This window comes from Corynebacterium sp. Marseille-Q4381, from assembly GCF_036881695.1.
Taxonomy (GTDB): domain Bacteria; phylum Actinomycetota; class Actinomycetes; order Mycobacteriales; family Mycobacteriaceae; genus Corynebacterium.
Genome location: NZ_JBAJNR010000011.1, coordinates 35385 through 61905 on the forward strand (window position 1 = coordinate 35385; position 26521 = coordinate 61905).

30 protein-coding genes are annotated in these 26521 nt (G+C 65.9%); 20 read left to right on the forward strand and 10 right to left on the reverse strand.

Translation table 11 applies throughout. From position 1 onward, the window contains the following. Positions 1–146: 146 nt before the first annotated feature. The gene (locus V6D40_RS09610) at positions 147–1739 is read right to left on the reverse strand and encodes an NAD(P)H-hydrate epimerase (protein WP_334290141.1); all 1593 of its coding nucleotides are present in this window, start codon (positions 1737–1739) and stop codon (positions 147–149) included. Positions 1740–1776: 37 nt separating this feature from the next. On the opposite strand from V6D40_RS09610, the gene V6D40_RS09615 reads away from it, so the two are divergent. From V6D40_RS09615 to trhO, 3 genes are read left to right on the forward strand one after another with little or no spacing between them, the layout of a single operon-like run. Next, positions 1777–3270, forward strand: coding sequence for a DUF1846 domain-containing protein (locus V6D40_RS09615; RefSeq protein ID WP_334290142.1), 1494 nt, complete (start codon positions 1777–1779; stop codon positions 3268–3270). Between the two features lie 24 nt (positions 3271–3294). Then, on the forward strand, positions 3295–3993 hold the full coding sequence (locus tag V6D40_RS09620) for a PIG-L deacetylase family protein (RefSeq protein WP_334290143.1): 699 nt from the start codon (positions 3295–3297) through the stop codon (positions 3991–3993). An 11-nt stretch (positions 3994–4004) separates the two neighbouring features. Beyond that, positions 4005–4970: an oxygen-dependent tRNA uridine(34) hydroxylase TrhO gene (gene trhO, locus V6D40_RS09625; protein WP_334290144.1), complete on the forward strand. Its 966-nt coding sequence runs from the start codon at positions 4005–4007 to the stop codon at positions 4968–4970. On the opposite strand, the gene V6D40_RS09630 is transcribed toward trhO, so the two are convergent. From V6D40_RS09630 to V6D40_RS09640, 3 genes are read right to left on the reverse strand one after another with little or no spacing between them, the layout of a single operon-like run. Then, entirely contained in the window at positions 4859–5344 is a 486-nt protein-coding gene (locus V6D40_RS09630) for a hypothetical protein (RefSeq protein WP_334290145.1), read from the reverse strand. The genes trhO and V6D40_RS09630 overlap by 112 nt on opposite strands. Before the next feature lie 22 nt (positions 5345–5366). Next, positions 5367–6347, reverse strand: a complete 981-nt coding sequence (locus tag V6D40_RS09635) for a universal stress protein (RefSeq protein WP_334290146.1) — start codon at positions 6345–6347, stop codon at positions 5367–5369. A 46-nt stretch (positions 6348–6393) separates the two neighbouring features. Then, positions 6394–6879 carry a MarR family winged helix-turn-helix transcriptional regulator gene (locus tag V6D40_RS09640; protein ID WP_334290147.1) on the reverse strand — a complete coding sequence of 162 codons (486 nt, stop codon included), beginning with the start codon at positions 6877–6879 and terminating at the stop codon, positions 6394–6396. A 29-nt stretch (positions 6880–6908) separates the two neighbouring features. On the opposite strand from V6D40_RS09640, the gene V6D40_RS09645 reads away from it, so the two are divergent. The 12 genes from V6D40_RS09645 (at position 6909) to V6D40_RS09700 (ending at position 16885) form a co-directional block, all read left to right on the forward strand. Then, the gene (locus tag V6D40_RS09645; RefSeq protein ID WP_334290148.1) at positions 6909–7301 is read left to right on the forward strand and encodes a DUF5318 family protein; all 393 of its coding nucleotides are present in this window, start codon (positions 6909–6911) and stop codon (positions 7299–7301) included. Positions 7302–7312: 11 nt separating this feature from the next. After that, a complete protein-coding gene (locus V6D40_RS09650; RefSeq protein ID WP_442891913.1) occupies positions 7313–9562 on the forward strand; it encodes a transglycosylase domain-containing protein in 2250 nt (749 codons plus the stop codon). A gap of 16 nt (positions 9563–9578) precedes the next feature. Next, complete coding sequence (locus tag V6D40_RS09655) at positions 9579–11027, forward strand: glycosyltransferase family 87 protein (RefSeq protein WP_334290149.1); 1449 nt, start codon at positions 9579–9581, stop codon at positions 11025–11027. Then, positions 11020–11214, forward strand: a complete 195-nt coding sequence (locus V6D40_RS09660) for a hypothetical protein (protein ID WP_334290150.1) — start codon at positions 11020–11022, stop codon at positions 11212–11214. The genes V6D40_RS09655 and V6D40_RS09660 overlap by 8 nt, the downstream gene beginning before the upstream one ends. A 29-nt stretch (positions 11215–11243) precedes the next feature. Then, entirely contained in the window at positions 11244–11597 is a 354-nt protein-coding gene (locus V6D40_RS09665) for a hypothetical protein (protein WP_334290151.1), read from the forward strand. A gap of 143 nt (positions 11598–11740) precedes the next feature. After that, the gene (gene rpsF / locus V6D40_RS09670) at positions 11741–12028 is read left to right on the forward strand and encodes a 30S ribosomal protein S6 (RefSeq protein WP_334290152.1); all 288 of its coding nucleotides are present in this window, start codon (positions 11741–11743) and stop codon (positions 12026–12028) included. Between the two features lie 53 nt (positions 12029–12081). Beyond that, on the forward strand, positions 12082–12702 hold the full coding sequence (locus tag V6D40_RS09675) for a single-stranded DNA-binding protein (protein WP_334290153.1): 621 nt from the start codon (positions 12082–12084) through the stop codon (positions 12700–12702). A gap of 48 nt (positions 12703–12750) precedes the next feature. Next, positions 12751–13203 carry a 50S ribosomal protein L9 gene (gene rplI / locus V6D40_RS09680; RefSeq protein ID WP_334290154.1) on the forward strand — a complete coding sequence of 151 codons (453 nt, stop codon included), beginning with the start codon at positions 12751–12753 and terminating at the stop codon, positions 13201–13203. 120 nt (positions 13204–13323) lie between these two features. After that, positions 13324–14019 (forward strand): AAA family ATPase, encoded by a 696-nt coding sequence (locus V6D40_RS09685; protein WP_334290155.1) that lies wholly within the window; start codon positions 13324–13326, stop codon positions 14017–14019. Further along, on the forward strand, positions 14019–14690 hold the full coding sequence (locus V6D40_RS09690; RefSeq protein WP_334290156.1) for an AAA family ATPase: 672 nt from the start codon (positions 14019–14021) through the stop codon (positions 14688–14690). The genes V6D40_RS09685 and V6D40_RS09690 overlap by 1 nt, the downstream gene beginning before the upstream one ends. A 354-nt stretch (positions 14691–15044) precedes the next feature. Continuing rightward, positions 15045–16556 (forward strand): replicative DNA helicase, encoded by a 1512-nt coding sequence (gene dnaB, locus V6D40_RS09695; RefSeq protein WP_334290157.1) that lies wholly within the window; start codon positions 15045–15047, stop codon positions 16554–16556. Between the two features lie 131 nt (positions 16557–16687). Beyond that, entirely contained in the window at positions 16688–16885 is a 198-nt protein-coding gene (locus V6D40_RS09700) for a hypothetical protein (RefSeq protein ID WP_334290158.1), read from the forward strand. Between the two features lie 15 nt (positions 16886–16900). Here the strand turns inward: V6D40_RS09700 and V6D40_RS09705 are convergent, their stop codons facing one another. From V6D40_RS09705 to V6D40_RS09720, 4 genes are read right to left on the reverse strand one after another with little or no spacing between them, the layout of a single operon-like run. Then, complete coding sequence (locus tag V6D40_RS09705; protein WP_334290159.1) at positions 16901–18229, reverse strand: MFS transporter; 1329 nt, start codon at positions 18227–18229, stop codon at positions 16901–16903. Further along, positions 18226–20493, reverse strand: a complete 2268-nt coding sequence (locus V6D40_RS09710; RefSeq protein ID WP_334290160.1) for a heavy metal translocating P-type ATPase — start codon at positions 20491–20493, stop codon at positions 18226–18228. The genes V6D40_RS09705 and V6D40_RS09710 overlap by 4 nt, the downstream gene beginning before the upstream one ends. 54 nt (positions 20494–20547) lie before the next feature. Beyond that, positions 20548–20748, reverse strand: a complete 201-nt coding sequence (locus tag V6D40_RS09715; RefSeq protein WP_334290161.1) for a heavy-metal-associated domain-containing protein — start codon at positions 20746–20748, stop codon at positions 20548–20550. A 28-nt stretch (positions 20749–20776) separates the two neighbouring features. Then, entirely contained in the window at positions 20777–20977 is a 201-nt protein-coding gene (locus V6D40_RS09720) for a transporter (protein WP_334290162.1), read from the reverse strand. Positions 20978–21102: 125 nt separating this feature from the next. On the opposite strand from V6D40_RS09720, the gene V6D40_RS09725 reads away from it, so the two are divergent. Together V6D40_RS09725 and V6D40_RS09730 are read left to right on the forward strand one after the other, a co-directional pair. Beyond that, the gene (locus V6D40_RS09725) at positions 21103–21504 is read left to right on the forward strand and encodes a thioredoxin family protein (protein WP_334290163.1); all 402 of its coding nucleotides are present in this window, start codon (positions 21103–21105) and stop codon (positions 21502–21504) included. 80 nt (positions 21505–21584) lie between these two features. Next, positions 21585–22424, forward strand: a complete 840-nt coding sequence (locus V6D40_RS09730) for a PspA/IM30 family protein (RefSeq protein WP_334290164.1) — start codon at positions 21585–21587, stop codon at positions 22422–22424. 16 nt (positions 22425–22440) lie between these two features. On the opposite strand, the gene V6D40_RS09735 is transcribed toward V6D40_RS09730, so the two are convergent. Further along, entirely contained in the window at positions 22441–23775 is a 1335-nt protein-coding gene (locus V6D40_RS09735; RefSeq protein WP_334290165.1) for an NYN domain-containing protein, read from the reverse strand. A 161-nt stretch (positions 23776–23936) separates the two neighbouring features. Here V6D40_RS09735 and V6D40_RS09740 point away from each other — a divergent pair, with 161 nt between their 5' ends. From V6D40_RS09740 to V6D40_RS09750, 3 genes are read left to right on the forward strand one after another with little or no spacing between them, the layout of a single operon-like run. Next, positions 23937–24311 (forward strand): GntR family transcriptional regulator, encoded by a 375-nt coding sequence (locus V6D40_RS09740; protein WP_334290166.1) that lies wholly within the window; start codon positions 23937–23939, stop codon positions 24309–24311. Further along, positions 24308–25090, forward strand: coding sequence for an ABC transporter ATP-binding protein (locus tag V6D40_RS09745; protein ID WP_334290167.1), 783 nt, complete (start codon positions 24308–24310; stop codon positions 25088–25090). Before V6D40_RS09740 ends, V6D40_RS09745 begins: the two co-directional genes overlap by 4 nt. Beyond that, positions 25091–26104, forward strand: coding sequence for a hypothetical protein (locus tag V6D40_RS09750; RefSeq protein ID WP_334290168.1), 1014 nt, complete (start codon positions 25091–25093; stop codon positions 26102–26104). It abuts the gene before it with no gap. A gap of 175 nt (positions 26105–26279) precedes the next feature. On the opposite strand, the gene V6D40_RS09755 is transcribed toward V6D40_RS09750, so the two are convergent. After that, positions 26280–26521 (reverse strand): hypothetical protein (locus V6D40_RS09755; RefSeq protein WP_334290169.1); only part of this gene is annotated, 242 nt, incomplete at its 5' end.

Below are 26521 nucleotides of genomic sequence, written 5' to 3' on the forward strand. Positions count from 1 at the left end.
AAAGGCACTGGTCAGAGCGCTAATTATTCTCTCAGATTCCTTGGGAGCTACAGCCTGTAGCTCCCAGCGCTAAGAGGGTGGTTTCTGCCACCTGTTTCCGCAGGTGGGGTGTGTAGACAAATCCTTGGGAGCTACAGGAGGGGAGCCTACGTCAGGTCGGCGGTGGCGGGGCGGATGAACTCCGCGATCCGGCTGGCGGGGGCCGCGGCCGACCCGAAGGGGGTCATCGAGGCGAGCTTGGCGGCCACCGCGTGGATGGTGACTGACTGGGCGAGGATGTCCGCGATCTCCTCAGGGGACTCGTCCGGGTCGGCGGCGCGGGCGAGGCGGGCGCCGATGAGGCCGGAAAGCACGTCGCCGGAGCCAGGCGTCGCTGCCCAGGAATGGCCGGCGTCGACGGCGAAGCAGTAATCGTCGGCGTCGGGCGTGCAGATGAGGGTGACGCGCCCCTTGCGCACGATGAAGCAGCGCAGCTCAGAGGCGAGGCGAAGTGTTTGGTCCAGGCGGGCGGTGTCCGCCGTGCCCGCAGACGCGAGACCGGCGGCGTCGTAGAGGCGGGCGAACTCGCCGTCGTGCGGGGTGAGCACGGTCGGGTGGGGGCGCTGCTGGATAACCTCGCGCAGGTCGGGGTGGGAGGCGAGGAGGGAGATGCCGTCGGCGTCGATAAGCAGCGGCTCCTTCTGTTCCAGCAACCACCGCAACTCCGCCGCGGCCTTGTCGCCCGTGCCTGCGCCGGGGCCGAACACCCAGGCCTGGACGCGGCCGGCATCTTGAAGCGTGTCCGTCGCCACCACTTCGGGGTTGGCGCGCACCACCTCGAGCGCCTGCGGGCCGGCGTAGCGCACCATGGCGGGCGTGGCGTTGACCGCGGCGGTGGTGCACAAAATCGGCGCCCCGGGATACGCGTCGCTGCCTGCGCGGATGCCGACCACTCCGCCGCTGTACTTGTCGTCTCCCGGGCCCGGCTCGATCGGATCCGCCATCATCGTGGGCAGCGGGTGGGCGTAGGCGGTGGAGGCGAAGTCGCCGTTCACCGCGCGGCTGGCCAGCACCATGAGGGTGTCGCCGAGCTCGCCCTCGTCGGACATGTCCGCGAGCACCTGCTCCAGCGTGGTGCCGCCTGCGGAGATGTCCACGCGCAGCTGGTCGCCGCAGGCCGGGTTGAGCACGTGCGCGCGGCGCCACCCACCGAAAGTGACGGTCGCGTCCGCGGTGACGTGGAGGTCGCCGCCCTCGCCGGTGTCGGCGTCGATTCCGGACGGCACGTCCACCGAGAGCACGCGCAGATCGGGGAAGGTTAAGTCCTCTACCAGCTCCGCGTACTCCTCGCGCAGGCCGGCGGTGCCGCCGATGCCGGTGATCGCGTCGATGGCCAGGTCGTACTCCCAGATCATATCCGGGGCGCTGTCGAGCACTTTGCCGCCGGCTTTGCGGAAGGCCTGCAGCGCGCGGGTGTGGGCGCTGCCCGCGGTGAGGTGCACCGCGACGTCGTGGCCGTCCATCGCCAAGCGCGCGCCGGCGTACAGCCCGTCGCCGCCGTTACCGCCCGGGCCGGCGAGGATGACGATGCGCGAGCGCGCGCCCTCGCTGCCCGCCGGCAGCTCCGTCATCATGGCGTGCGCCACGTTCGCAACGGCTTCGGCAGCGGACTGCATCAACTCGTCCGGGAAGGCCTCGCGCTCAAGCAGCACGGCCTCGGCGCGGCGGATCTGGTCGACGGTCCAGGTCATGTCGTTCATGCCGACCCAGCGTAACCGCGGCGGTACTATTGCGCCCATGCCGTACAACGTCGGTTTTGACCGCGAGCAATACATCCAAATGCAGTCGGAGCACATCTCGGCCCGGCGCGCCGAGGTAGGCGGCAAACTCTACCTGGAGATGGGCGGCAAGCTTTTCGACGACCACCACGCCTCCCGCGTCCTGCCCGGGTTCACGCCGGACAACAAGATCGCGATGCTGGACCGCATCAAGGACGAAGTGGAGATCGTGGTCTGCTTCAACGCGGGCGACGTGGTGCGGCAAAAGGTCCGCGCCGACCTCGGCATCACCTACGAAGACGAGGTGCTTCGGCTTATCGACGTGTTCCGCGACCGCGGGTTCCTCGCCGAGAATGTGGTGGTGACCCAGTTGGAGGGCCACAACGCCACCGTTGAGGCGTTCTTGGAGCGGCTGCGCCGCTTAGGCCTGAAGGTGTCGCGCCACTACCTCATCCCCGGCTACCCGCAGAACACCGACGTGGTGGTCTCTGACGACGGCTTCGGGCGCAACGAGTACGTGGAAACCTCCCGCGACCTGATCGTGATGACGGCGCCGGGCCCGGGCTCAGGCAAGCTGGCCACCTGCCTCTCGCAGGTCTTCCACGAGCACAAGCGGGGTATCCCCGCCGGTTACGCCAAGTTCGAGACCTTCCCCATCTGGAACCTGCCGCTGTCGCACCCGGTGAACTTGGCATACGAGGCGGCGACGGCTGATCTGGACGACATCAACGTCATCGACCAGTACCACCTCGACGCGTACGGCGAGCAGGCCACCAGCTACAACCGCGACATCGAGGTGTTTCCCCTGCTGCGCACCCTGCTGAAGGAGGCGACGGGCACCCAGCCGTACAAGTCGCCCACGGACATGGGCGTGAACATGGCGGGGTACTGCATCAGCGACGACGCCGCGTGCCGCCACGCCGCCGAGCAGGAGATCATCCGCCGCTACTACCACGCGCTAGTGGAAGAGCGCCGGCTGGATCTGGCGTCGGTGACCTCGGACCGGGTGATGAACGTGATGCGCAAGGCGAACGTCACCACCGCCGACCGCGCGGTGGTGGCGCCGGCGCTTGAGGTGGCAAAACTTACGGGCAGCCCCGGCGTCGCGCTCGAGCTGCCGAGCGGGCAGATTGTCACCGGCAAGACGTCGGACTTGCTCGGGCCGTCGGCAGCCGTGCTGCTCAACGCGCTGAAAGCGCTGGCCGGAATCCCGGACGAGGTGCACCTGCTCTCCCCCGACTCGATCGAGCCGATTCAGTCGCTCAAGACGCGCCACCTGGGGTCGGTGAACCCGCGCCTGCACACCGACGAGGTGCTGATTGCCCTGTCGGTGTCGGCTTCGACCAACCCGCAGGCGGCGGCCGCGCTGGAGCAGCTGAAGAAACTGCGCGGCTGCGACGCGCACACCACCACGATCCTGGGCTCCGTGGACGAGGGCATCTTCCGCTCCCTCGGCGTTTTGGTCACCTCCGAGCCGCAGTACTGGAAGAAGGCGCTGTACCACAAGCGTTAGGGCTGCTTGGCTAGGGTGGGCCGCATGGAACGCTTAGCGTTGACCAGCGAAGATCGGGTGCTGGCGGTTGTCGCCCACCCGGATGACATGGAGTACGGCGCGTCCTGCGCCGTGGCGAAGTGGGCGGAGGCGGGCATCGACGTCGCCTACCTCCTCCTTACCCGCGGCGAGCGCGGGATCGCTGGCATGGACCCCGCGACCACGCGCGGCGTGCGAGAGAAAGAGCAGCGCGCCGCCTGCGACATCGTCGGCGCGGGCGAGCTTGACCTGCTCGACTTCCCCGACGGCACGCTGACCTACGGCCTGGAGCTGCGCAAGGCGATCACGAAACGCATCCGGGAGTTCCGTCCAACTGTGGTGCTCACCCAAAACTGGGCGGATGTCGCGCCGTGGGGGCTGAACCAGGCTGACCACCGCGTGGCCGGCCTAGCCGCGGCAGACGCCGCGCGCGACGCGGGAAACGAGTTCGTCTTCCCGGAGGCAGGCGGGAAGCACCAGGTAAGCCAGCTGCTGGTGACCGGGCACAATGACCCGGACTGCGGCGTGGAGGTGTCCAAGCGCCACGTCGACGCCGGCGCGGCGTCCCTGGACGCGCACGAGGCGTACTTCAAGGCGCTGCCGGATCACCCCTCCGGCGCGGAGCTGGTCGGCGGCGCAGCCAAGCAGGGCGGCGAGGCGCTCGGCTGCGACTTGGCAATTTTGTTCAAGCGCTACCAGCTCTAAACTGGCCGGTTATGACCGGAAAGATCCTCCTGTACTACAAGTTCCAGCCCATCGCGGACCCGGACGCCGTGCGCCTGTGGCAGCGCGACCTGTGCGAGGGGCTGGGGCTTACCGGCCGGATCTTGATTTCCAAGCACGGCATCAACGGCACCGTCGGCGGCGACATCGACGCGTGCAAGGCGTACGCACGTAAGACCAAGGAGTATTTCCGCGGCATTGAGTACAAGTGGTCCGAAGGTGGTGCGGAGGACTTCCCCAAGCTGAGCGTGAAGGTGCGCGACGAGATCGTGGCGTTCGGTGCGCCGGGCGAGCTGGAGGTGGACGAGTGCGGCGTGGTCGGCGGCGGTACCCACTTGTCCCCGGAGCAGGTCAACGAGCTGGTGGCCAACAACCCCGACGTGGTGTTCTTCGACGGCAGGAACGCCCGCGAGGCCGAGATCGGCAAGTTCAAAAACGCCGTCGTGCCGGACGTGGAGACCACGCACGACTTCATCGCCGAGCTGGAAAGCGGCAAGTACGACTGGATGAAGGACAAGCCGGTGATCGCGTACTGCACCGGCGGCATCCGCTGCGAAGTGCTCACCCCGCTGATGAAAAACCGCGGGTTCGAGGAGGTCTACCAGATCGACGGCGGCATCGTCCGCTACGGCGAGAAGTTCGGCAACCAGGGGCTGTGGGAGGGCTCGCTGTACGTCTTCGACAAGCGCATGCACACCGAGTTCGGCGCGCCGGACGACCCGGCGTATGTCCAACTCGGCCACTGCGTGCACTGCGGCGAGGCGACGAATGATTTCTACAACTGCGCCAACGAGCCGGAGTGCCGGCACCAGTACCTGTCGTGCGAAGCGTGCCGCGAGAAGCTGCCCTACTGCGCCGACTGCGCGGCCAGCATGCCGACGGTGATGATCAACCAGACCATGGTGAACGGCACTAGCGGCAGCCAGAACACGCCCATCCAGGGCGCCCAGCGCTCGTAGCGGTTGAGCTTGCGCACCATGATCACCGCGCAGCCGATGAGCATGGCGAACGGCGGGATCGAGGTGAGCACCGCCCACCAGGTGCGCCACGTGTCCGTGCACAACCACGTCGCCTCGCCGGCGTCGCACAGCTCGCCGCCCTGCACACGCGAGATGGTGGCCAAGATGAGGGCGAAGAGGAGGGTGGAGGCGATCGTCGCTAAGCCGTAGCCCACTGCCTGACGCGTGGAGTGCTGGTTGCGCTCGGCGACCGCCAGCGGATCCGGCTCGTCGGCCAGATCGTCGAAAGTCTTCGGCTCGGGGCGCGGCCGGGAGAAGCGGTCCTGCGCGCCCGTGAGGTCGTTTTCGGGGTGCTCGCTCGGGGTGTGCGCCATGTGCCCTACGCTACTCCCCCGGTTATTCAGCGCCGCGCGGGTAGATGATCACCGGCACCGGCGCGAAGCGGATGAACTCGCTCTCCCTCGAGCCGACGAACACGCGCATGAGCTGGCCAGACGGCTGGGAGCCGAGGCACATCACGTCGCCCTTCTTCCACTTCACCGCATCGGTTGCGCGCTTCCACCCTTTGCCCGTGGCCACCGTGGTGTGCACGTCGAAGGTGTCGGCGAACGCCGGGTCGAGCTCCGTGGCCACCGCGAACGCCTGGTCGCGGGCGCGGTCCAGCTGGCCGAGCACCGCCTCGTTCCACTCGGCTGCGGCCTCGGAGAGGCTGATGGACTGCGGCTTGGGCGAAAACGCGACGATGCGCAGCGGCACGCCCAAAACGCAGGCCATCGTGGCCGCGTACGGCAGGCCGGAGAACGTGGTGGTGTCCTCGATATCGTCGGCTTTTGACGGCTCGATCAGCGCGTAGGTGACGCGGGTGACGCCCTTGCGCGATAAGTTCACGCCTTTCGGGGCGAGCCCGAGCGGCACCGGCGAGGAGTGCATCAGCTCGTCCGCCACCGAGGAGGGCCGAAACCGGCTTTTTGCCGTCTTCGCGCGCGAGCCCAGAAGGATCATGTCGGCGTGGGTGTCCTTGACCGTCTCGCAGAGGCAACCGGTGATGTCGGAGCGTTCCGCGAGCTGGGCTGCGGTCTTCGCCCACTGCGAGCGCGGCAGGTGCGCCTTCAGCACGCGCCGGGCCTGGAGCTCGAACTCCTGCGAGCGGTCGCGGAACCAGCGCTTGTACTTCTTGCCGGTGAGCGGCTTCTTCCACGCGCCGTCGACAGCGGAGATCGCGGAAACCACCTGCACCTTCACCGGCAGGGAGCGCCCGAGCCACGCGGCGAACTCGATGGCCTCGGTGTTTTGCGCATCCCAGCCGACGACAATCTGCAGAGGGCGCTGGTTAGCGTGCGACTCTGCTAAATCGGTGGTAAATGCGCGGGAAACCATTGCCGAGCACATTACTTGGCGCTGGTCCCCAGCTGCGAATTACCGCCTAGATGTGACCAATCTGACCGCGCTTGGCCGCAAGCTCGGCCGCGTTGTAGCTGCGCGCCAGCGCGTTGATCGCGTCTACCGAGGTGGCGAGGCTGGCGAGCTCCTGCGGGTCCAGGGTGGCAAGCATCGCGGCGAGCGACTGCGTGCGCTCCTCTCCCACCCGCTCGAGCACTTGCCGGCCGAGTTCGGTGAGCTCGACGGTGACACCGCGCCGGTCCTCGGCGAAGCGAGTGCGCTGCACCAGCCCGCGGCTCTCCAGAAGGTTCACGGAGTTGGACGCGGTGGGCATTCGCACGCCTTCCGCCTCGGCGAGCTGTCGGATGCGGCACGGTCCCGTCTCCTGCAGTCGGTGCATAATGGAAAGCTGCGGCCCGGTCAGCTCGGAGTGCTCCGCGGTGCGGAAGTAGCTGACGTAAAGCCTGGTCAACGCCGGGCGGATCCGGCGGGCGAGCTCTACGGGATCGGGTCCATCACTCACGGCCATCAATGCTCTTTTCTTTATTGAACATTTGGATGTTGACAGATAAAAACAATAGCAACCACGTCCCGCGCGTCACTTACGCGCACGAAGTTTCGCACGAGTGGCGCCGCAGGACGGTGCTCAAGGGGCTTCCGCTTGCCGACGCCCACCGGTTCCACGCCGACCACCTCTTGTTGGCAGCCGCCGAACACCACGGGCGCGACACCGACCGGGCCTGCCCCGTGTGCGCCTCGCCGGATCTCCGCGAGGTCGCCTGGGTCTACAGCGAGAAACTCGGCCGCCGAAGCGGCACCGCGCGCCGGGACGACGAAATTGCGCGCCTTGTTGCTGAGGTTGGCCCCATCACCGTGCACTTTGTAGAGGTGTGCCCGCACTGCCACTGGAATTTCTTGCTGAAAGAAGTTACTGCTCATGAGCCAAGGTAGTGTGTCCCCTTGTGGTAGAGAACGAGCAAAAGCCTTCCGCTAAGAAGGGCGGGTCCACTGCTGTTAAGAAGAAACGCAAGGTGCGCTGGGGCCAGTGGCTCCTCGCCCTGCTTCTCCTGTTGCTTTTGCTTGCTGCGATTCCGTTGACGTGGTTCTGGCTCAACTACCGCGAAGCGCACATCCCGCAGCCCAACGAGATCGAGACCGCCCAGGTCTCGAACATCTACTTCAACGACGCGGAGACGGAGCTCGCGCGCGTCGTCCCGCCGGACGGCAACCGCCAGCAGATCCCGCTGGACGCGGTGCCCGAGCACGTGCAGAACGCCGTGCTCGCCGCCGAGGACCGCGACTTCTGGGACAACTCCGGCTTCTCCTTCACCGGCTTCGCCCGCGCCGCAATTGGCCAGATCACTGGCAACCCGGGCGCCGGCGGCGGCTCCACCATCACCCAGCAGTACGTCAAAAACGCGCTGGTGGGCAACGAGCACTCCTACGAGCGCAAGGCGCGTGAGCTGGTCTACTCCGTGAAGATGACCAACGAGTGGAGCAAGCAGGACATCCTCACCGCCTACCTCAACACCGTCTACTTCGGCCGCAACGCATACGGCATCGAGGCCGCCGCGCACGCCTTCTTCGGCAAGCCGGCGAGCGAGCTGACGCTGGAAGAAGGCGGTGTGCTCGCCGCCTCGATCCAGCTGCCGTCGCAGCTGGATCCTTGGACCAACCCGGAGGGCGCCACCAGCCGCTGGAACTACGTCATGGACGGCATGGTGGAGATGGGCGCGCTTTCCCCCGATCAGCGCGCTGGCCTGGAGTACCCCGAGACGCGCGACCCGGCCTCCTACTCCGCCTACACCGAGGCCACGGGTCCGAACGGCCTGATCAAGAACCAGGTCATCACCGAGCTGGAGGCGCTCGGCATCACGGAGGACGACCTGACCAAGCGCGGTCTGCAGATCACCACGACGATCAACCGCCAGACCCAGGAGACGGTCGAGCGCATCGCCCGCGACCAGCTGGCCAACCTGCAGGACGACGCCCGCTCCGGCGTCGTCGCGGTCGACCCGAACTCGGGTGCCGTGCTCGCCTACTACGGCGGCGACGACCCCTCGGGCTGGGACTACGCCAACGCGGGTCTGCAGACCGGCTCCACGTTCAAGATCTTCGCCCTCGCCGCCGCGCTGCAGCAGGGCATCCCGCTGACCGCGACGTTCGACTCTTCCCCGGTGAAGCTGCCGGGCGATAACGTGGTGACGAACTGGGACGGTGGCGGCGGCGGCATGCTCACCGTGAAAGACGCGGTGCGCACCTCCTCCAACACGGCGTTCCTGCGCATCCAGGACGATCTGGACGACGGCACCCAGGACACCGCCGACATGGCCCACGCGCTCGGCGTGGCGCGCTCGATCCCGGGCATCCCGGTGACGCTGCGCGAAAACGGCGGCCAGCCGTACGAGGGCATCGTGCTCGGCCAGTACCAGTCCCGCGTGCTCGACATGGCGGCCGCAGTTTCCACCATCCTGGACCGCGGTGTCTACCACCCGGCGCACTTCGTCGAGCGGATCACCGACGCCTCGGGCGAGGTGCTCTACGAGGTGGACCAGGACTACGCGGAGCGCCGCTTGGCGGAGCAGGTCGCGGACAACGTGGTCGAAGCAATGCAGACCGTGGTCGGCTACTCCAACGCCACCCTGGCCGGCGGCCGCCCAGCGGCAGCGAAGACCGGTACCGCCCAGCTGGGCGACACGGGCAACAACAAGGACGCCTGGATGGTCGGCGGCACGCCGCAGCTGTCCGTCGCCGTGTGGGTGGGCACCGCCGACAACACCTCCCCGATCTTCAACGAGTGGGGCGGCAACATGTTCGGCTCCGGCACCCCGGCGAAGATTTGGAAGCAGGTCCTCGATGAAGCGCTCGACGGCCAGGAGATGCTGCAGTTCCCGACCGCGAGCCCGGTCTACTGGGGCGTGGATCCCTACTCGGGCGGCACCAACCTGGGCGGCTACTCCTCGGGCTACTACAACACGCCGACCTATGGCTACGGCACCGGCACGGGCACCGGCGCTGGCACTGGCGCAGATCAAGCGCCGTCCTCGGCGGCTGACCCCGCACCGGAACCTGGCCCCGAGCCTGCGCCTGCCCCGGCGCCAGCCCCGGCACCGGCTCCGGCACCCGCGCCCGCACCCGTCCCGCCGGCTCCGGCGCCAATCCAAGACGCGATTAGCGACGCCCTGGATAGCCTGGGCACCATCCTCCAGTAGCAGCACGAGGTAGAACATGACGACGACGTGGGCAGATCCCGCCTACCGCGTACAGCCGGGAAAAACCGAACCGACTGCTAAGGGGTGGGTGAACTTTCTCGGCGGGCCGATGGGCCGCTTCGCCCCGATCGGGCGCGCGAGGTTCTGGACTCCCCTGCGCGCCATTTTGGCGCTGGCCTACACCATGCTCACGCTCGGCGGGTTGTCGAAGGCGAACTGTTCGCTCGGCCGCGCCGACGAATCTGGAGTGTTGCGCCTGAACTGGGACGGCAACCGCCAGTACACCTCGTTTTGCTACAACGACATCGTCCCGCTCTACGGCGCGCGCGGGCTGGACCAGCCGGGCTTCGTCTACGACTACTCGTGGGTCGAGGACGGGCTGACCCGCTACATGGAGTACCCGGTGCTCGCCGGCCTGTTCCAGCAGTTCACTGCGTTCATCGCCCGCAACACGTACTTCCTCGTCGACAACATGCTCCCCGACGTGGGCTGGTACTTCTGGCTCACCGCGCTGTTCCTCTCCATCATCTGGGTGTGCACCGCGCGGATGGTGGCGGAGCTGGCCGGCAACCGGATCTGGGACACGCTGCTGGTGGTCGGCTCTCCCCTGCTGATCATGCACGCGTTCACCAACTGGGACATCCCGTCGATCTTCTTCCTCGTCGCCGCGATGCTGGCGGCTCGCAACGAGCGCTGGTGGCTCGCGGGCATCCTCGTCGGCGCGGGCACGTCGTTCAAGCTGTGGCCGCTGTTCGTGCTCGGCGCGTACCTGACCATCGCAATCCGCAAGCGCACCTTCGCCCCGTTTTTCAAGATGCTCGCGGCCACCGTCATCACCTGGCTGGCGATCAACGTGCCGGTGTACCTGCGCAACCCGGACGCGTGGGGCGAGTTCAACCGCCTCAACACCGACCGCGGCTGGGAGTGGACCACCATCTACGCGGTTGCTTCCCGCGCGTTCGGCTGGACCGGCTTCGACCACGGCGAGGGCGCGCCGGTCATCCTGAACACGGTGACGTTCCTGCTGTTCGCCGGCGGCTGCTTGGCCGTGCTGATCATGGGCCTGAAGTGCCCGAAGGAGCCGCGCTTGGCGGAGTTGCTCACCCTGATCGTCTGCTTCTTCCTCCTGTTCAACAAAGTGTGGAGTCCCCAGTACTCCCTGTGGCTGATCGTCCCGGCGGTGCTCGCTGCCCCGTACTGGCGCTTGCTGTTGAGCTGGATGACCGTCGACATGATGGTGTGGCCGATCCTCATGTGGCACATGATGGGCGCCGACAACTTAGGCCTGCCGGGTGCGGCGCTCGACATCGTGATCATCTGCCGTGACGCGTTCATCGTCGCGCTCATGGTGGTGGTGGTTCAACAAATGTTTGCCAAGCGCGCCGACAAGGTCGCCGACGCGCACAACGGGCACGACCCCCTGCTCACCCGCCCCGCCGACTGGGATGAGCCCGCACATGCTTAACGCCACCACCATCGCCGGGATTGTTTCGATCCTGGTGGCGTTCGCGCTGTTCATGGCAGCGTTTTACTTCACCACGAAGAAACGCACCAAGCTCGCGGTCGCCTTCGGCATCGCGGCGTTTCTCTTCATGACGCTGATCCCGGTCACTCTCGCCGTCTTCGGCGCGGCGGCGAACCCCGGCGGATAAAAGCTCGCATGAAAGCTACGGTGGGCGGCATGCGACACCGACTTCGAGTTTCTGTCCTTGTAGCCGCGGCCCTCGCTGTGCCGGCACTCACCGCCTGCGGAACCTCCGACGAGGCTGTACCCGAGACCGCAGCGCCTGTGCAGGCGGCGTCGCCGGCAGCCGACCGCGACCTGCCCACCGCCGTCACCGGCTACACCGACGAGGCCCGCGAAGAGATGGCGGACGACGGGCTCGCAGAAGCCGACGTTGAAGGCGTGCTGCAAGCCGCGCTCGACGGCAACGCCGATGTCGAGTGGGACGACGACGGCTACTTCGAAATTGAGTTCCGCGATATCGAGATTGACGTTGACCCTCAGGGGTTGGTGAGGGATGCGGATAGGTAGGCGTCGATAAGCAAAAAGCTCCTTTTGGTGCGGTGACGGGCGTGCGGTACGCTACCAAGGTTGCTTGACGCCAAGCGACCCTCCTGCCACCGCCACAAGGGCGGCGGCCGATAAACCAAAGACCATAGGAGGTGATGAGGTCCGTGCGTCACTACGAAGTAATGATCATTCTCGATCCGCAACAGGATGAGCGCACCATCGCCCCGTCCCTGGATAAGTTCCTCGAGAACGTCCGCAAGGATGGCGGCACGGTGGAAAAGGTTGATGTGTGGGGCAAGCAGCGCCTTGCTTACCCGATCAACAAGAAGGACGAGGGCTACTACGCCGTTGTCAACCTCGTTTGCGAGTCTGACACCGTCGCCGAGCTCGACCGCGTCCTGAACCTGAACGAATCGGTCCTGCGCACCAAGGTGCTGCGTACCGACAAGTAAGAACAGCTAGGCTCGTCCACAGATCAACCGCAAATAAAAGGTAGGGACAGATCATGGCACAAGGCGACACACAAATCACCGTGGTAGGCAACCTCGTTGCTGACCCCGAACTGCGTTTCATCCCCAGCGGCGCGGCCGTTGCGAACTTCCGCATCGCGTCCACCCCGCGCACGTTCAACCGGGAGACGAACCAGTGGGAAGACGGCGAAGCCTTGTTCCTGACCTGCAACTGCTGGCGCCAGATGGCGGAGAACGTCGCTGAAACCCTGACGAAGGGCATGCGCGTGATCGTCACCGGCCGCCTCAAGCAGCGCTCCTACCAGACCCGCGAGGGCGAAAACCGCACCGTGTTCGAGATCGAGGTCGACGAAGTCGGCCCGTCGCTCAAGTACGCCACCGCCAACATTTCTCGGACCACGCGTGAGGGCGGGTCCGGCAACTACGGCGGCGGGCGGCAGGGCGGCTCCGAGCAGGGCGGCCAGGGCGGATTTGGCGGCGGCGCTGCTGCCGGGTCGTTCGGCGGGGCGCCGCAGGGTGGCTTCGGCCAAGGCGGCCAGGGGCAGGGCAACCAGTCCCAGGGCAACCAGAACGCCAACCAGCCGGCCAACGATCCGTGGAATTCCGCTCCGTCCTCCGATTCCTTCGGTGGGATGGACGACGAGCCTCCGTTCTAAACAGACAATTCCCCACACACTTTTCAACCAGAAGGAAGGTTAGGATTTATGAAACTGATCCTCACCGCTGCCGTTGAGAACCTTGGAGAGCCCGGCGACGTCGTCGAGGTCAAGGACGGATACGGCCGCAACCTCCTGCTGCCGCGCGGACTGGCTATTCCGGCTACCCGCGGCGCGGAGAAGCAGATTGCAGACATCAAGCGCGCTCAGGCAGACCGCCAGGTGCGCGACTTGGACCACGCGAAGGAGCTGCGCGACCAGCTCGACCAGCTGAGCGATGTGAAGGTGCCCGTACGCACCTCCGAGAGCGGCAAGCTCTTCGGCTCCGTCACCGCCGCTGAGATCGCGGATGCCGTGAAGGCTGCCGGCGGCCCCTCGCTGGACAAGCGCCGCATCACCGTGCCGAAGGGTCTTGTGAAGAAGACCGGCGGCTACCAGGTGAAGGTCAACCTCCACGATGACGTGGAAGGCAAGATTAACTTCGAGGTCGTCAGCGCTTAAGAGCATTTTGCTTGACGACGATTGCGTGGCACCCTAACCCCGCAATCCAACGACAACAGCATTTTTGATAAGGCGCGGGTTCCACTTGTGAGGAGTGGGGCCCGCGCCTTATCGTGTGGTGTGGCCATTACGCAGGTGCGCATCGACGCCCCGGTTGCCGGGTACGCGGCCGGGCTCGCCGTCGTGCGCGCGCTTTCGGAGCGCCCTCTAGACATTGCCCCGGTCACTATCTTCACCGGCGACAACGGGGCGGGGAAGTCGACGCTCGTGGAGGCAATCGCTGCGGCCGCGGGGGCGAACGCCGGGGGAGGGTCGCGCAACGCCCGCTTCACCGCCGCCGACCACTCCGCACTCCACGAGTCGCTGACGCTGCGCCGCACCGCGAACTTCCCGGACGTCTACTTTCTGCGCGGGGAAACCTACATCGCGCTCAGCGAGTACCACGCCGGCCTCACCGAAGACCCGCTGTCGCACTTGACTCGACGCAGCCACGGCCAGGGCATCATGGAGCTCGCGCGTACCCGCTTCGGCGCAAACTCGCTGATCGTGCTCGACGAGCCGGAGGACGGCCTCTCGGTCTTCTCCCAGCTCGAGCTGCTCGGCCTGCTCACGGTGCTGTCGTGCCGCGGCGCGCAGGTCATCATGGCTACGCATTCGCCGGTCCTGGTCGCTGTGCCGGGCGCGCGCATTGTCGAAGTTCCCTCACTGGAGCAGGTGCACTATAGTGCCGCCGAACCCGTCACCGCGACCCGCGAATTTATCCGCGACCCCGCAGGAACCGCCGCGTACCTGGTGGAGCCTCTAGGGGGGCCGTGATGTTTATCAACCGCGTCACTGTTGATGCTGCGGCTGCGCCGCAGTGGGCGCTCGAGGCGAGCGTCATCGACTACGTCGCCCAGTTCGATCTCGCCTTCACGCACCCGATCACGCTAATCACCGGCGGCAACGGGGTGGGGAAGTCAACGCTGCTCGAGGGGATAGCGCGCGGGTGGGGGTTTAACGCGGAGGGAGGAACGTGGGGCGTCGGCAAGGCTGGTGCCCGCGATGCGCTCTACGGTGCCGTTGGCTTGCACACCGGGCCGCGCGCTAAGGCGGGCTACTTCCTGCGCGGCGAGACGCACACGCGCGTCACCGAGTTCGGCGGCCGCTCCCACGGCGAATCCGTGATGGAGCTGGTGTCCCGGCTCATTCCGGACGCGCTGTACCTCTTGGACGAGCCGGAGTCGGGTCTGTCCGCCGTCTCCCAGATGGCGCTGGTGGCGCAGCTGCACGAACTGGGTCAGCGGCGCGCGCAGATCATCGCGGTGACCCACTCACCAATCGTGCTGTCGATTCCGGGGGCGGAGATTATCGAGTTCGACGAGCACGGGGCACGGCGCGGTATTGGGGTAGAGGAGACGCTCGCGTTCCGGGCCATGCGCGACTTCCTCGCCGAGCCGGAGGAAATCGCCGAATACATGGCCGAGTGGGCGGAGTCGGAGATCTAACGCACCCAATCGGTGGTGTGAATAGCTGTGGAGAAATAACCGCAGCACACCGGCGTTTTTGGCGAAAACGAGCCTGAAGTGGCGTGATTTTCGGTGTTGTCAAACACCGTGGTGGCGGGGTTATCCCCCGTTCCGGGCTTTGAGAGGCCAGTTGCATAAAATGCCGCTGAAGTGCGGTATCTGGGATTTCCGCTGGCATTTTGCCGGCCTCATCCACACGATTTCCACAGGCCGACCGGGCGCGCTGTGGATAACTCTGGCGTGCGATGGGGAGTTTCCCACAAGGCCTGTGGATAACGTATTGTGCAGTTTGCGTTGCGGGGTAATCTCATACCCACATTGAAAGGGGAGCATATGGGTTTACACGACAGTTTCGACGACGATTATGTGCCGCCGCCGGAGCCCAGCGACGACGCACCGCCGGAGTTCTCCGAATCGGCGTTCGCTCCCTCTTCTGGTTCGACGCCGCCGCGCCGCGGATCCGACCGTCGCGGGGGGAGGGGCGGCTCCACGCGCTACGACCGCGAGCGCGGCACCGACGCGGAGTACCGCACCCCGCCGCACGACGAGCGCGCGGAACGTTCCGTCCTCGGCGCGATGCTTTTGAACCAGGACGTGATCGCGGACATCGTTGACCGCCTGCGAGCGGAGGATTTCTATTTCCCGGCGAACCAGCTGATTTACAGCTCGATCATTGACCTTTACTCGGAGGCCAGCGAGATCGACGTGCTCATCGTCGCCGGCCGGCTCGACCGCTTCAACCAGCTGGAGCGCGTGGGCGGCGCGCCGTACCTGCACACGCTGATCTCCGAGGTGCCGACAGCGGCGAACGCGCAGTACTACGCGAACATCGTGGAGGAGAAGTCGCTGCTCCGCCAGCTGGTCAACGCCGGCACTCACGTTGCTCAGCTCGGCTACGAGGGCGAGGAGGGCATGGAGGTCGAAGCGCTCGTCGACCGCGCCCAGCAGGAAGTCTTCGCCATCGCCAGGAACGACCGCGGCCAGGACTACCGCTCGCTCTCGGAGCTTTTGAAGCCGACGATTGACGAGCTGACGCAGATCGCCGCCGGCGGCGCGCTCGAGGCCGGCGTGCCGACCGGGTTCATTGACCTGGACAACCTGACCAACGGCCTGCACGCGGGCCAGATGATCATCGTCGCGGCCCGCCCCGGCGTGGGTAAGTCCACGCTCGCGCTGGACTTCATGCGCTCGTGCTCGATCCACAACAACAAGACCTCGGTGATTTTCTCGCTGGAGATGAGCGCCTCCGAGATCATCATGCGCCTGCTGTCTGCGGAGACGGAGATCAAGCTGTCCTCGATGCGCTCCGGCCAGATGGAGGAGCGCGACTGGGAGAAGCTGACCAAGCGCCTCACAGAGATCCAGGAGGCGCCGCTGTTTATCGACGATTCACCGAACCTCACCATGATGGAGATCCGCTCCAAGGCGCGCGCGTTGCAGCGCCAGCACGGCCTCGATCTCATCGTCCTCGACTACCTGCAGCTGATGAGCTCCGGCAAAAAGGTCGAGTCGCGCCAGCAGGAGGTCTCGGAGTTCTCCCGCCACCTAAAGCTATTGGCCAAGGAGCTCAAAGTTCCCGTAATCGCTATCTCGCAGCTCAACCGCGGTCCCGAAGCCCGCACCGACAAGCGCCCGCAGCTGGCTGACCTACGTGAGTCCGGTTCCCTGGAGCAGGACGCCGACATGGTGTTCTTGCTGTACCGCCCCGACTCCCAGGACCGCGACGACGAACGCGCCGGCGAGGCCGACATCATTGTGGCCAAGCACCGCGGCGGCCCGATCGACACGATCCCGGTCGCGCACCAACTGCACTACTCGCGCTTTGTGAACATGGCGCACGGGTAAGTTTCAAGCAAAGGTTGGCAAGACTAACTGAAGTTAGGAGTGGCTTTCCAACGGTGACAAGCAGGTCAACGGTGTTTATTATCGCTCGGTAGATACCGACCACACCACAGGCCACACCAGAGGAGAAAGCCATGACCGTGCGTTCCATTCACGCGCCGGCCGCTTGCGCGAGCACGGTGGCGCAGCTCGAGCCGGGCATCACGATCGCCCACACCGAGAAGTCCACGATGCTGCTCAACCTGCCGCGCAGCATCGACGAGCTGGACAAGGCGACGGGCCGCGCCGACGCCGGCAAGCAGCGCGGCTTTATCGCCCGCCTCTGGAAGTAACTCCAGCCAGCGCGACTAGTTCAGCGCGACGCCTTTCTGCTCCGGGAGGGTGAACGCGGCGATGCACGCGATAGCGAACGCCGCCGCGAAGATACCGAACACAGCGATGTTGCCGCCGAACGCGAGCACCGGCGGGACGATCAGCGGCGCAAGGATTGAGCCGACACGGCCGAAGGACGCGCCCGCGCCTGTGCCGGTGGCGCGGATGGCGGTGGGGTAGAGCTCGGGGCCGATCGCGTACAGCGCGCCCCACGCACCAAGGTTGAAAAACGACAGCAAGCAGCCTGCGGCGATGATCTGCCACTCCGCACCGGCGAGCCCGTAGAGCAGCGCCGAGACCGCGGAGCCGCCGAGGAAGGCGGCAAGGGTGGTGCGGCGGCCCCAGACCTCAATCAGCCACGCGGCTGCCGCGTAACCGGGAAGCTGCGCCAGCGTGATGATGAGCGTGAAGGAAAACGACTTCACCAGCGTGAAGCCTTGGGCGACGAGCAGCGACGGGATCCAGATAAACGCGCCGTAGTAGGCGAGCGACACGCAGAACCACACGATCCAGAACGCGGCGGTGCGCGCCCTCAGGTCCGGTCCCCAGATGCCGCCGCGCACCGGGTGCTCTTCAGCGCGGACTGCCTCGTCGTAGTCGGCTGGATCCGCCTCGGCCTCGAAGGAGCGCACGATTTCCTCGGCCTCCTCGTGGCGGCCCTGCGACTCCAAAAACCGCACGGACTCCGGCAGACCCATGCGCACGTAGAGCGCGTAGAGGGCCGGCACGGCGCCGAGCGCCAAGCCCCAGCGCCAGCCGGTCTCGCTCTGCGCGACGACGAAGGTGCCGATGACCGCAGCAAGGATCCAGCCCACGGCCCAGAACGCTTCGAGGATGACCACCATGCGCCCGCGGACCCGCCGCGGCGAAAACTCGCTGACAAGCGTGGAGGCGACGGGAAGCTCGCCGCCGAGACCCAGGCCCACGATGAAGCGGAACACCATGAGTGCGCCGACGGAGGTAGCAAGCGCGGAGGCGCCGGTGGCAAGGCCGTAGATCAGCAGGGTGACGGCGAAAACTTGGCGGCGGCCGATCTTGTCCGCTAGAAGGCCGGCGACGGAGGCGCCGATGGCCATGCCGATGAACCCGACGGACGCGATCCACGAGGTGGTCGATTTGTCCAAGTCCCAGTGGACCGCGAGCGCGGCGATGATGAAGGAGACGAGTCCGATGTCCATCGCGTCGAGGGCCCAGCCGATGCCGGAGCCGATGAGGAGGCGTTTGTGCTTTCCAGTGACCGGCAGTCGGTCTAGGCGCTCGGTGCGGGTGAGCTGGGTGCGGGTGAGTTCAGCAGGGTTTGTCACCCATCGAATTTTGCCTCAAAACCGCGCAGCCGCAGCGAATTAGATACAACGAACACCGACGAGAACGCCATCGCGATGCCGGCGAGCATCGGGTTGAGCCAGCCGAACGCGGCGACCGGGATGAGGATGACGTTGTAGGCGAAGGCCCAGAACAGGTTGCCCTTGATCGTCTTCAGGGTACGCCGCGACAGGCGGATGCCGTCCACCGCGGACCCGAGCGAATCGTGCATGAGCGTGATGTCGGAGGCCTCGATCGCCACGTCCGAGCCCGCGCCCATCGCCATGCCGAGGTCTGCGGCGGCCAGCGCTGCGGCGTCGTTCACGCCGTCGCCGACCATCGCCACGTTGCGGCCCTCAGACTGCAGCTGGCGGACCACCTCGACCTTCTGCTCGGGCAGGACGCCGGCCGTGACGTTGGCGGGGTCGATGCCCACCTCGCGAGCTGCTGCCTGGGCGGCACCAGCGTTGTCGCCGGTGAGTAAGTGCGGGGTCAGACCCATCGCCTTCAGCTCCGCGATGGCGCGCGCGGAGTCCTCCTTCACGGTGTCGCGCACCGCGATGACGCCGATCGGCTCGCCGTCGCGCTCGACCGCGATGGCGGTCGCACCGTCGGTCTCGGCATCGTCGAACGCCTGCTGCAAGGCCCCCAGGTTGCTGGTGGGGCGGCCGGTGTAGATGCGGTGGGCGTCGATAAGCGAAGAAGCTCCGCTACCTGGCTCGTTGACAAACTCCGTCCCCTCGGGCGCGTCAATGCCTGCGGCGATGGCGCGGGCGATCGGGTGCTCGCTCTGCGCCTCCACACCCGCGGCGAGGCGGTGGACCTCCTCGGCGGTCCAGCCGCTAGCCGGGGTCACGGAGGTGACCTGCATCTGGCCGGAGGTGACGGTACCGGTCTTGTCCAGCACGATCGTGTCCACCTCGCGAGTGGATTCGAGGACCTCCGGGCCCTTGATCAGTAGCCCGAGCTGGGCGCCGCGGCCCGTGCCGACGAGGATCGCGGTCGGCGTAGCCAGGCCGAGGGCGCACGGGCACGCGATGATGAGGACGGCGACCGCGGCGGTGAACGCGTGGGCGGTGCCGTGGCCCATAGCGAGGTGCACCACGAGCGCGAGGATAGAGATGCCGATGACCACGGGGACGAAAATCTGCGAGATCTTGTCCACTAATCGCTGCACTGGGGCCTGGCCGGACTGCGCGTCGCGCACCAGCTTGCCCATCTGGGCCAGTGTGGTTTCGGCGCCGACGCGGGTTGCCTCCACGATGAGGCGGCCGGAGGTGTTCAGGGTGGCGCCGGTGACGAGGTCGCCCTCGCTGACCTCGACGGGAACGGATTCGCCGGTGAGCATGGAGGCGTCGACGGCGGAGTGGCCGGAGACGACTTTTCCGTCCGTGGCAATCTTTTCGCCCGGGCGCACGACGAACTGGTCGCCGACTGCTACCTGGGCGATGGGGACGCGGGTCTCGCGGCCGTCGCGAATCACCGCAGCGTCTTTCGCACCCATGTCGAGAAGGTTGCGCAGGGCCTCGGAGGATTGGCCCTTGGCCTTGACCTCGAACCAGCGACCGAGCAGCAGGAAGGTGATGACCACGCAGACGGATTCGAGGTAGATCTCATCCATCGACGCGTGCGCCGGGTTGATGCTCATTTCCATGGTCATGCCCGGCTCGCCCGCGTTGCCAAAGAAGAGCGCGTAGATCGACCAGCCGTAGGCGGCAGTCGTGCCCAAGGTAATGAGCGTGTCCATGGTGAAGCTGCCGTGGCGCAGGTTGAGCAGGGTGGCGCGGTGGAACACGCGGCCTGCTGCGAAGTACACCAGCGTGGTGGCCGCGAGTGCCGCCCACTGCCAGTGCATGAACTGCAGCGCCGGGATCATGGAGACCAGCGTGACGGGCAGCGAGACGATCGCCGCCCAGATCGTGGTGCGCTTCAGCTGCTCGGCCTCTTCGAGGCGCGCTGTGTCGCGGGCGTCCATACCGCCGCCTGCGGGAGCTTGTTGGCTGGCGTCGTCCGCGTTCGAGTCCGCGCTGGAGGCGCCCGGCTCTTCCACGGCGAACGCGTCGTACCCAGCCGCGCGCACCGTGGCGATGAGTTGGTCGGTGTCGACCACCTGCGGGTCGTAGTCGACGGTGGCGGTCTCGGTGGAGTAGTTCACCGAGGCGTCCACCCCGTCGAGCTTGTTCAGCTTGCGCTGGATGCGCGAGGAGCATGAGGCGCACGTCATGCCCGTGACGCCGAGCTCGATGTGTTGCAGGGCTGTTTCCATAAGCCCCACTGTATGCCTGCGGGGCTAAGAACAGAACCGAGGGAGGGTGCGGGCTTACGCCAGCGTGTAGCCTGCTTCCTTCACGGCCGCTGCGACAGCGTCGTCGGAGAAGCCCTCGCCGGTGACCTCAACGTCGCCGGTGGTGTGGTTTGCGTTGACCGCGGTCACGCCCGCGATCTCGGAGATCTCCTCCTGCACGCTCAGCTCGCAGTGGCCGCAGGTCATGCCTTCAACTTTGTAGTTCTTCGTAGCCATGGCTTCCAACCTACGCCGAAAGTACGAACTACGCCGAAAGCTCGAACCCTGCGTTCGCCGCGGCCTGGTTCACGTCCTCCGCGGAGAAGTCCTCACCGGAGACCATCATGGTCGCCTCATCGACGTTCACATCGACGGTGTGGATGCCCTCGACCAGCTGCACCTCATCAATCAGCGAGTCGACGGCGGCCTCGGTGGACGGGCCCGAGATGCGGTAATTCTTCGTCATCGGATGTGCTTCCTCCTCAATGCATTCCCCGCTTGGCGCTCTTCGCAGGTCGGCGGGGGAATACTCGCGCGCTGGTACGGTTGAAGTATCTGGCACGATAACAAATAGTTGAAACGGAGTACGTAATGAGCACTATCGATGTAACCGAGGACACATTCGAGCAGACTGTTACCGCCGACGGCATTGTTTTCGTCGACGCGTGGGCGTCGTGGTGCGGCCCCTGCCGCCAGTTCGCGCCGGTCTACGAAAAGGTTTCGGAGCAGCACCCAGACGCGACGTTTGCCAAGCTCGACACCGAGGCGCACCAGGGCCTCGCGTCCGCGCTCGAGATCCAGGCAATTCCGACGCTCATGGCTTTCCGCGACGGCATCATGGTCTTCCGCAACGCCGGCGCCCTGCCGGAGGCTGCGTTTAGTGATCTGGTCGACCAGGTGAAGGCCCTTGACATGGATGAGGTCCGCCGCCAAGTTGAACAGCAGCAGGCGCAGGCCCCCGAGGACGCCGAGGACATCGACAACGAGGACTAAGCCGCTGGTTCCAGCCCCGCTTCGGCGGGGCTTTTTTCGTACACTGAGGGGCAATTGCTTATCGACGAAAGGTGGCACCCATGGCGAACCCATTCTCCAAGGGCTGGAAGTACATGATGCAGTCCTTCGACTCCAAGATTGATCAGAACGCGGATCCGCGCGTGCAGATTCAGCAGGCAGTCGCCCAGGCAAAGAAGAATCACCAGGAAATCTCGCAGCAGGCGGCCTCGATCATCGGCAACCGCAACCAGCTTCAGATGAAGCTCGACCGCCTGATCAAGTCCCAGGAGGACCTGCAGGCGAAGACCCGCACCGCGCTGCAGGCTGCCGACAAGGCGGCAGGCGCCGGCGACACCGAGAAGGCGCAGCAGTTCAACTCCACCGCCGAGGTGCTCGCCTCCCAGCTCGTCTCTGTGGAGCAGGAGCTGGCCCAGACCAAGCAGGCTTACGAGTCTGCCGAGCAGGCGGCGCGCGAGGCGCAGGCGCAGCAGCAGCAGTCTGAGGCGCGCCTACAGGAGCAGCTGGCGCAAGTGTCCCAGCTGGAGTCGCAGCTGAACCAGGCGAAGATGCAGGAGCAGACCGCCAAGACGATGGACTCCATGCAGCAGTTCAACACCGACGACAGTGTCCCCACCTTAGACGGCGTGCGCGACAAGATCGAGCGCCGCTACGCGGACGCGCTGGGCCAGCAGGAGATCTCTAAAAGCTCCATGACCGACCGCATGGCGGAAATTCAAGCCACCGGCACCGACATCGCCGCGTCGAACCGCTTGGATGAGATCCGCGCGTCGATGGCGGGCGAACTGGAGTCGGCACCCGTGCCGCAGGCCGAGCGCGAGCTGGAGGCCGGCGGCGTCGAGGACGCGGAGGCGTACCTCTCCGAGAGCCCAGTCGCGGACGAGGACAACGAGAACCGCTAGCGAAAACCGCTAGCGGTTACCCGCGGTGGATGTTGATCAGCACACCGCGGATGCCGGAGTGGAACCCGTCGCGCAGGTTCACGCGCTGCGTCTCGCTGAGCGTGTACTCGTGCAGCGTCTCGCAGGCGAACTGCAGCAGCGGGCGGTCAATCTCCGGCGGCAGGCCGCCACCCGAGAGCATGTGCGCTTTGTCGCGCTGTTCCAAGGTTGCGGCGTTTTCGTACCACCAAGCCGCGTACTGCTGGCCGACGTCGTACGGCGTCTGGAAGCCTGCAGACGACCACACTTCCTCCGGCAGCGGCACGTAGCGCGAGCGCAGCTTGCGGCGCGGCGCCATCATCGACGGCTTCGGTGCCGGCTTCGGGCGGTCCGCTGTCTCCGGGTTCGTCAGCGCGTGGTTGCCTGGCAGGTTGGACTCGGTGTTCGCCTCGACCTGGGCCTCGCTCGGCTCGTCGTGCTCTGGGTCTGCCGGCGGGTGGGTGCGCTGGAACTCCGGCGCGGTGCCGGTCGTTGGCGTCGTTTCTGCGGCCGTGTCAGCGTCTGCTCCAGCGCTTTCGATATCGTGCCGCTGCGCGGCCTCGGCGACCATCGCCGGGGTCGGCTGCGGCGCTGCCGGCTCCGCCGGGGCTTCCAGCTCGGGAGACTCTGGCTGTTCTGCCTGCTCAGGCACCCCGGGTGCCTCCGTCTCCTCCGGCGCGCGCAGCGGGTCGGGGCCGAGCCCGGGCACCGCAGACGGACCTTCGTCTTGGCCCACCGGTTCCGCGTCGTTCAGCGGGCGCTCGCGGATGGTCGGAGGCAGGGGACCCTCGAGCACCTGCAGCTGCATGGCGTCGGCGAAGTCCTCGCGCGGATCGATGATCGTGGTGGAGTCGCAGGCGTGGCGCAGGGCAGACGACATGGAGTCCCACCCGAAGCCGTACAGGTGCACGCGCACGCCCATGTCGGCGGCTTCCTGCACGCCGGGGATCATGTCCGCGTCGCCGGAGACCAACACGAAGTCGCTGAACTGCTGGCGCGTGGCGTTGACGACAAGGTCCGCCACGAGGCGGGTGTCCACGCCCTTCTGCGTGCGGCGCTCACCCCACTCGATGAGCTGGCCCGTGCGCAGCTGCACGCCCGCACAGGAGCGGAGGCTGCGCTGGTAGCGGTGCGGGCCCGAATCCGGGATGCCGTCGTACCAGTACTGGCGGTGGACAGGTTGGTTGAGCTGGTGGGTGATCATGGTCCCGAGTTCCGCCACCACCTCGGGAAGGTCGATTTCTAACTGTGCGCGGGCGCCGATCTCCCACGAGTTGTAAAAGCTCGCGAGCAGGTACGACGTGTCGACGAACACAAGGGTGCGTTCAATCATGGCTCCTAAATTCCGATTCTTTTTCGTTACTAAATTGGGTTTCTCGAACCAGTCTGCCCGAAACCTTCCGCACTTACCATTGCGTTTTGCTCACAACGTTGTTAAACAGTTAGTTACTGCAGTAACTAACCAAACAACAACACTTTGGAAGGGGGGAGCGCGTGAATCCGGACGCAGAGCCGCTCTTTGTGCAGGTTGCGCGCTTCGTGGAGGACCTGATTGTCGACGGCGCACTCGCCCCGGGCGACCAGGCGCCGTCGATGAACCAGCTTGCGGAGTTCCACGAAATCAACCCGGCCACCGCACGTAAGGGGCTTTCATTGCTTGCCGACGCCCACGTAATCGAAAAACGCCGCGGCCTCGGCATGTTCGTCACCCCGGGGGCCCGCGAGCGCATCGTGGAGAACCGCCGCGACGCCTTCGCCGGCGAGTTCATCGCACCGCTTATCGACGAAGCGGTGCGCCTCGGCCACACACGCGCCGACCTCCACAATCTCATCGACCGAGTCGCCGAAAGTAGAGGAATGTACCAATGACACACGTCACCGCGCGCGCGCTCACCCGTGCATTTGGCAAGAAGCAGGTGCTGGACGGGGTTGACTTTGACCTCGGGCCAGGAATCCACGGCCTTCTCGGCAGGAACGGCGTGGGCAAGTCCACCCTGTTGTCGGTGGTTGCGGGGCAGTTGAGGGAGAGTGGGGGTGAGGTGGGCGTCGATAAGCAAAAGCCCTTTGACAACCCGGAAACAATGAACCGCACGGCGCTGACCGGCGTCGATGTCACCTACCCTTCGCCTTGGAGCCTTCGCGACATCCTCGGCGCGGCCGCGCTGCGCTACCCGCGTTGGGACAGCGCGCTCGCCGACCAGCTGGTTGCCGACTTTGGCCTCGATGCGGCTTTGGCTGAGATCTACGGCAATCTCTCGCGCGGTCAGCGCGCGATGACCGGCATTGTGGTCGGGCTCGCGTCTGGGGCGGAGCTGCTGCTTCTTGATGAGCCGTACGTCGGCCTCGACACGCACAACACGCAGGTGTTTTACCGCCACCTGCTTGATCAGGCTGGCTCGGGGCGGACCATCGTGATGGCCACGCACCACATCGAGGACGCGGCGCGGATCCTGGAGTCCGCCCTGATTCTCGGGCGCGACGGCCGCATCGCCGCGCACCTTCGGCCCGGGGACGCGGACGGCTACCAGGTGGTCCTGGGCGGCGAGTCGAAGCGCCTGGTGCCGCTAGGGGAGCAAGTGCCCGCAGGCTCCCGCGCCCGCACCGCCGGCTTCGACGATCTCATCGAGTCCTACCTGGAGGTGTCGTAAATGACGTGGCCAATCTTCTGGCACCAGTTCAAAGCGGGGCCCTGGTGGCGATTTGTCGCCGTCGGCTTGTTCGCCGCGTTTATGTCGCTTGCGCCGATTTTCGCGAGCCCCCTTCTGGCGATGCTCACGCCCGCGATCGCCGCTACCTTGTGGTTCTTGGTCTTCCTTCCCGATACCGCCTTCGCGCAGAGCTACGGCCTGACCCGCGCGCAGGCGCGCCGCGTCTTCGCCTTTGGTGCGGTACCAGCCGGGCTCCTCGCCTCGGTGCCGGCGCTGACCAGGCTCGACGCGGGAGGCGTTCTCGGCGCGGCGCTCGCGTGGCTGGTCACCGCGGCGATGGTGGGCACTTCGCTGCCCAACGGTGAGCCGAAGCGTCGGATTGGAGGCGAGGGAGCGCGGTTCAAAGGCTCGTCGCTGGAATTCCCGCTGTTCTGGCGCCTCCCGCTCGCGTGGGGCCTGGGTTCCGGGCTGGCCGTGGGCCTTGCCGCGTGGATCGGTCGCGGCATTGGCCACGAGACGATCCGCCAGGTGCTCATCGCCTTCCCCGTCATCGTCATGTGGTTCGCGTTGCTTGGCGCGCCGGGCCTGCAACCCGCCACCGTCCGCAGCCTCGGCATGACGCGAAAGGCGTGGGCATCGCGCTGCTTCGCCGTGGCCATCGGGGTCAACCTTGTGTTCCTCGCCGCCGCCGGGAGCATTTGGATGCTTATCGACGCCCCCTTAACCCCCCTCGCCACCACCACCGCAATAAGCGCCGCCGTGGTTTTCGCGTCCCACGCGCTGATGCCGACGACGGAGTTTGTTGCCTTCGCCCTGCCAGTCCTGTTCTTCTTCCCGACGCGCATGATGCTCGACCCGCTCGTCCCCGCCGACCGCGACGCACTGATCGCGACCGCGGTACTCGGCGCGATCGCTGTGGTTGCGGGTCTGGTCGTGATGGCGCTCTACGTGGCGGGGCGCGTGAACGTTTCGCGCCGCAGCGAAAGCTTCTCCGGTGTGAATCAGCGCGCGTAACGACGATTGTTGTGCATCAGAAAACCGCTTCTGTGCTGGGGGTTTGTGTTGTGTTGGTGTGGTGTGTAACTTAGTTCGAGTCAGCGAGACCGACAGCGCCCCGCGAGAGAGTGTGAAACTTCTTGTGGTGTGGCGATAAGAAAACGATCGTTTGGCGAAAATTTTTTACTGCTGCTTACGCAACTGGCTGTGTTTGGTTGGTTGTGGGGTGTGCGTGTGTTGTTTGAGAACTCGATAGTGTGCCAATACTTTTTTGTTTGGTGTGATTGTTGTGCGTGTGCGCCATGATTTTTTTGTTGTGGTGTGTGCCGGTGGCAGTGCTGCTTTTTCTTTGGGTGGTGCTGTTGGACGGTGGGACGTGTGATGGTTTCACTATTTTTTGTTGGTTGTGGTTTTTCCTCGTCGGATACATGACCA

Bases quoted from the DNA above. Each gene is read 5' to 3' on its own strand.
- dnaB (WP_334290157.1), top strand. From the start codon at position 15,045: ATGGGTTTACACGACAGTTTCGACGACGATTATGTGCCGCCGCCGGAG.
- V6D40_RS09645 (WP_334290148.1), top strand. From the start codon at position 6,909: ATGTTGACAGATAAAAACAATAGCAACCACGTCCCGCGCGTCACTTAC.
- V6D40_RS09675 (WP_334290153.1), top strand. From the start codon at position 12,082: ATGGCACAAGGCGACACACAAATCACCGTGGTAGGCAACCTCGTTGCT.
- trhO (WP_334290144.1), top strand. From the start codon at position 4,005: ATGACCGGAAAGATCCTCCTGTACTACAAGTTCCAGCCCATCGCGGAC.
- V6D40_RS09700 (WP_334290158.1), top strand. From the start codon at position 16,688: ATGACCGTGCGTTCCATTCACGCGCCGGCCGCTTGCGCGAGCACGGTG.
- V6D40_RS09615 (WP_334290142.1), top strand. From the start codon at position 1,777: ATGCCGTACAACGTCGGTTTTGACCGCGAGCAATACATCCAAATGCAG.
- V6D40_RS09655 (WP_334290149.1), top strand. From the start codon at position 9,579: ATGACGACGACGTGGGCAGATCCCGCCTACCGCGTACAGCCGGGAAAA.
- rplI (WP_334290154.1), top strand. From the start codon at position 12,751: ATGAAACTGATCCTCACCGCTGCCGTTGAGAACCTTGGAGAGCCCGGC.
- V6D40_RS09665 (WP_334290151.1), top strand. From the start codon at position 11,244: ATGCGACACCGACTTCGAGTTTCTGTCCTTGTAGCCGCGGCCCTCGCT.
- V6D40_RS09710 (WP_334290160.1), bottom strand. From the start codon at position 20,493: ATGGAAACAGCCCTGCAACACATCGAGCTCGGCGTCACGGGCATGACG.
- V6D40_RS09745 (WP_334290167.1), top strand. From the start codon at position 24,308: ATGACACACGTCACCGCGCGCGCGCTCACCCGTGCATTTGGCAAGAAG.
- V6D40_RS09725 (WP_334290163.1), top strand. From the start codon at position 21,103: ATGAGCACTATCGATGTAACCGAGGACACATTCGAGCAGACTGTTACC.
- V6D40_RS09690 (WP_334290156.1), top strand. From the start codon at position 14,019: ATGTTTATCAACCGCGTCACTGTTGATGCTGCGGCTGCGCCGCAGTGG.
- V6D40_RS09750 (WP_334290168.1), top strand. From the start codon at position 25,091: ATGACGTGGCCAATCTTCTGGCACCAGTTCAAAGCGGGGCCCTGGTGG.
- V6D40_RS09720 (WP_334290162.1), bottom strand. From the start codon at position 20,977: ATGACGAAGAATTACCGCATCTCGGGCCCGTCCACCGAGGCCGCCGTC.
- V6D40_RS09735 (WP_334290165.1), bottom strand. From the start codon at position 23,775: ATGATTGAACGCACCCTTGTGTTCGTCGACACGTCGTACCTGCTCGCG.
- V6D40_RS09715 (WP_334290161.1), bottom strand. From the start codon at position 20,748: ATGGCTACGAAGAACTACAAAGTTGAAGGCATGACCTGCGGCCACTGC.
- V6D40_RS09610 (WP_334290141.1), bottom strand. From the start codon at position 1,739: ATGAACGACATGACCTGGACCGTCGACCAGATCCGCCGCGCCGAGGCC.
- V6D40_RS09630 (WP_334290145.1), bottom strand. From the start codon at position 5,344: ATGGCGCACACCCCGAGCGAGCACCCCGAAAACGACCTCACGGGCGCG.
- V6D40_RS09635 (WP_334290146.1), bottom strand. From the start codon at position 6,347: ATGGTTTCCCGCGCATTTACCACCGATTTAGCAGAGTCGCACGCTAAC.
- V6D40_RS09620 (WP_334290143.1), top strand. From the start codon at position 3,295: ATGGAACGCTTAGCGTTGACCAGCGAAGATCGGGTGCTGGCGGTTGTC.
- V6D40_RS09660 (WP_334290150.1), top strand. From the start codon at position 11,020: ATGCTTAACGCCACCACCATCGCCGGGATTGTTTCGATCCTGGTGGCG.
- V6D40_RS09640 (WP_334290147.1), bottom strand. From the start codon at position 6,879: ATGGCCGTGAGTGATGGACCCGATCCCGTAGAGCTCGCCCGCCGGATC.
- V6D40_RS09730 (WP_334290164.1), top strand. From the start codon at position 21,585: ATGGCGAACCCATTCTCCAAGGGCTGGAAGTACATGATGCAGTCCTTC.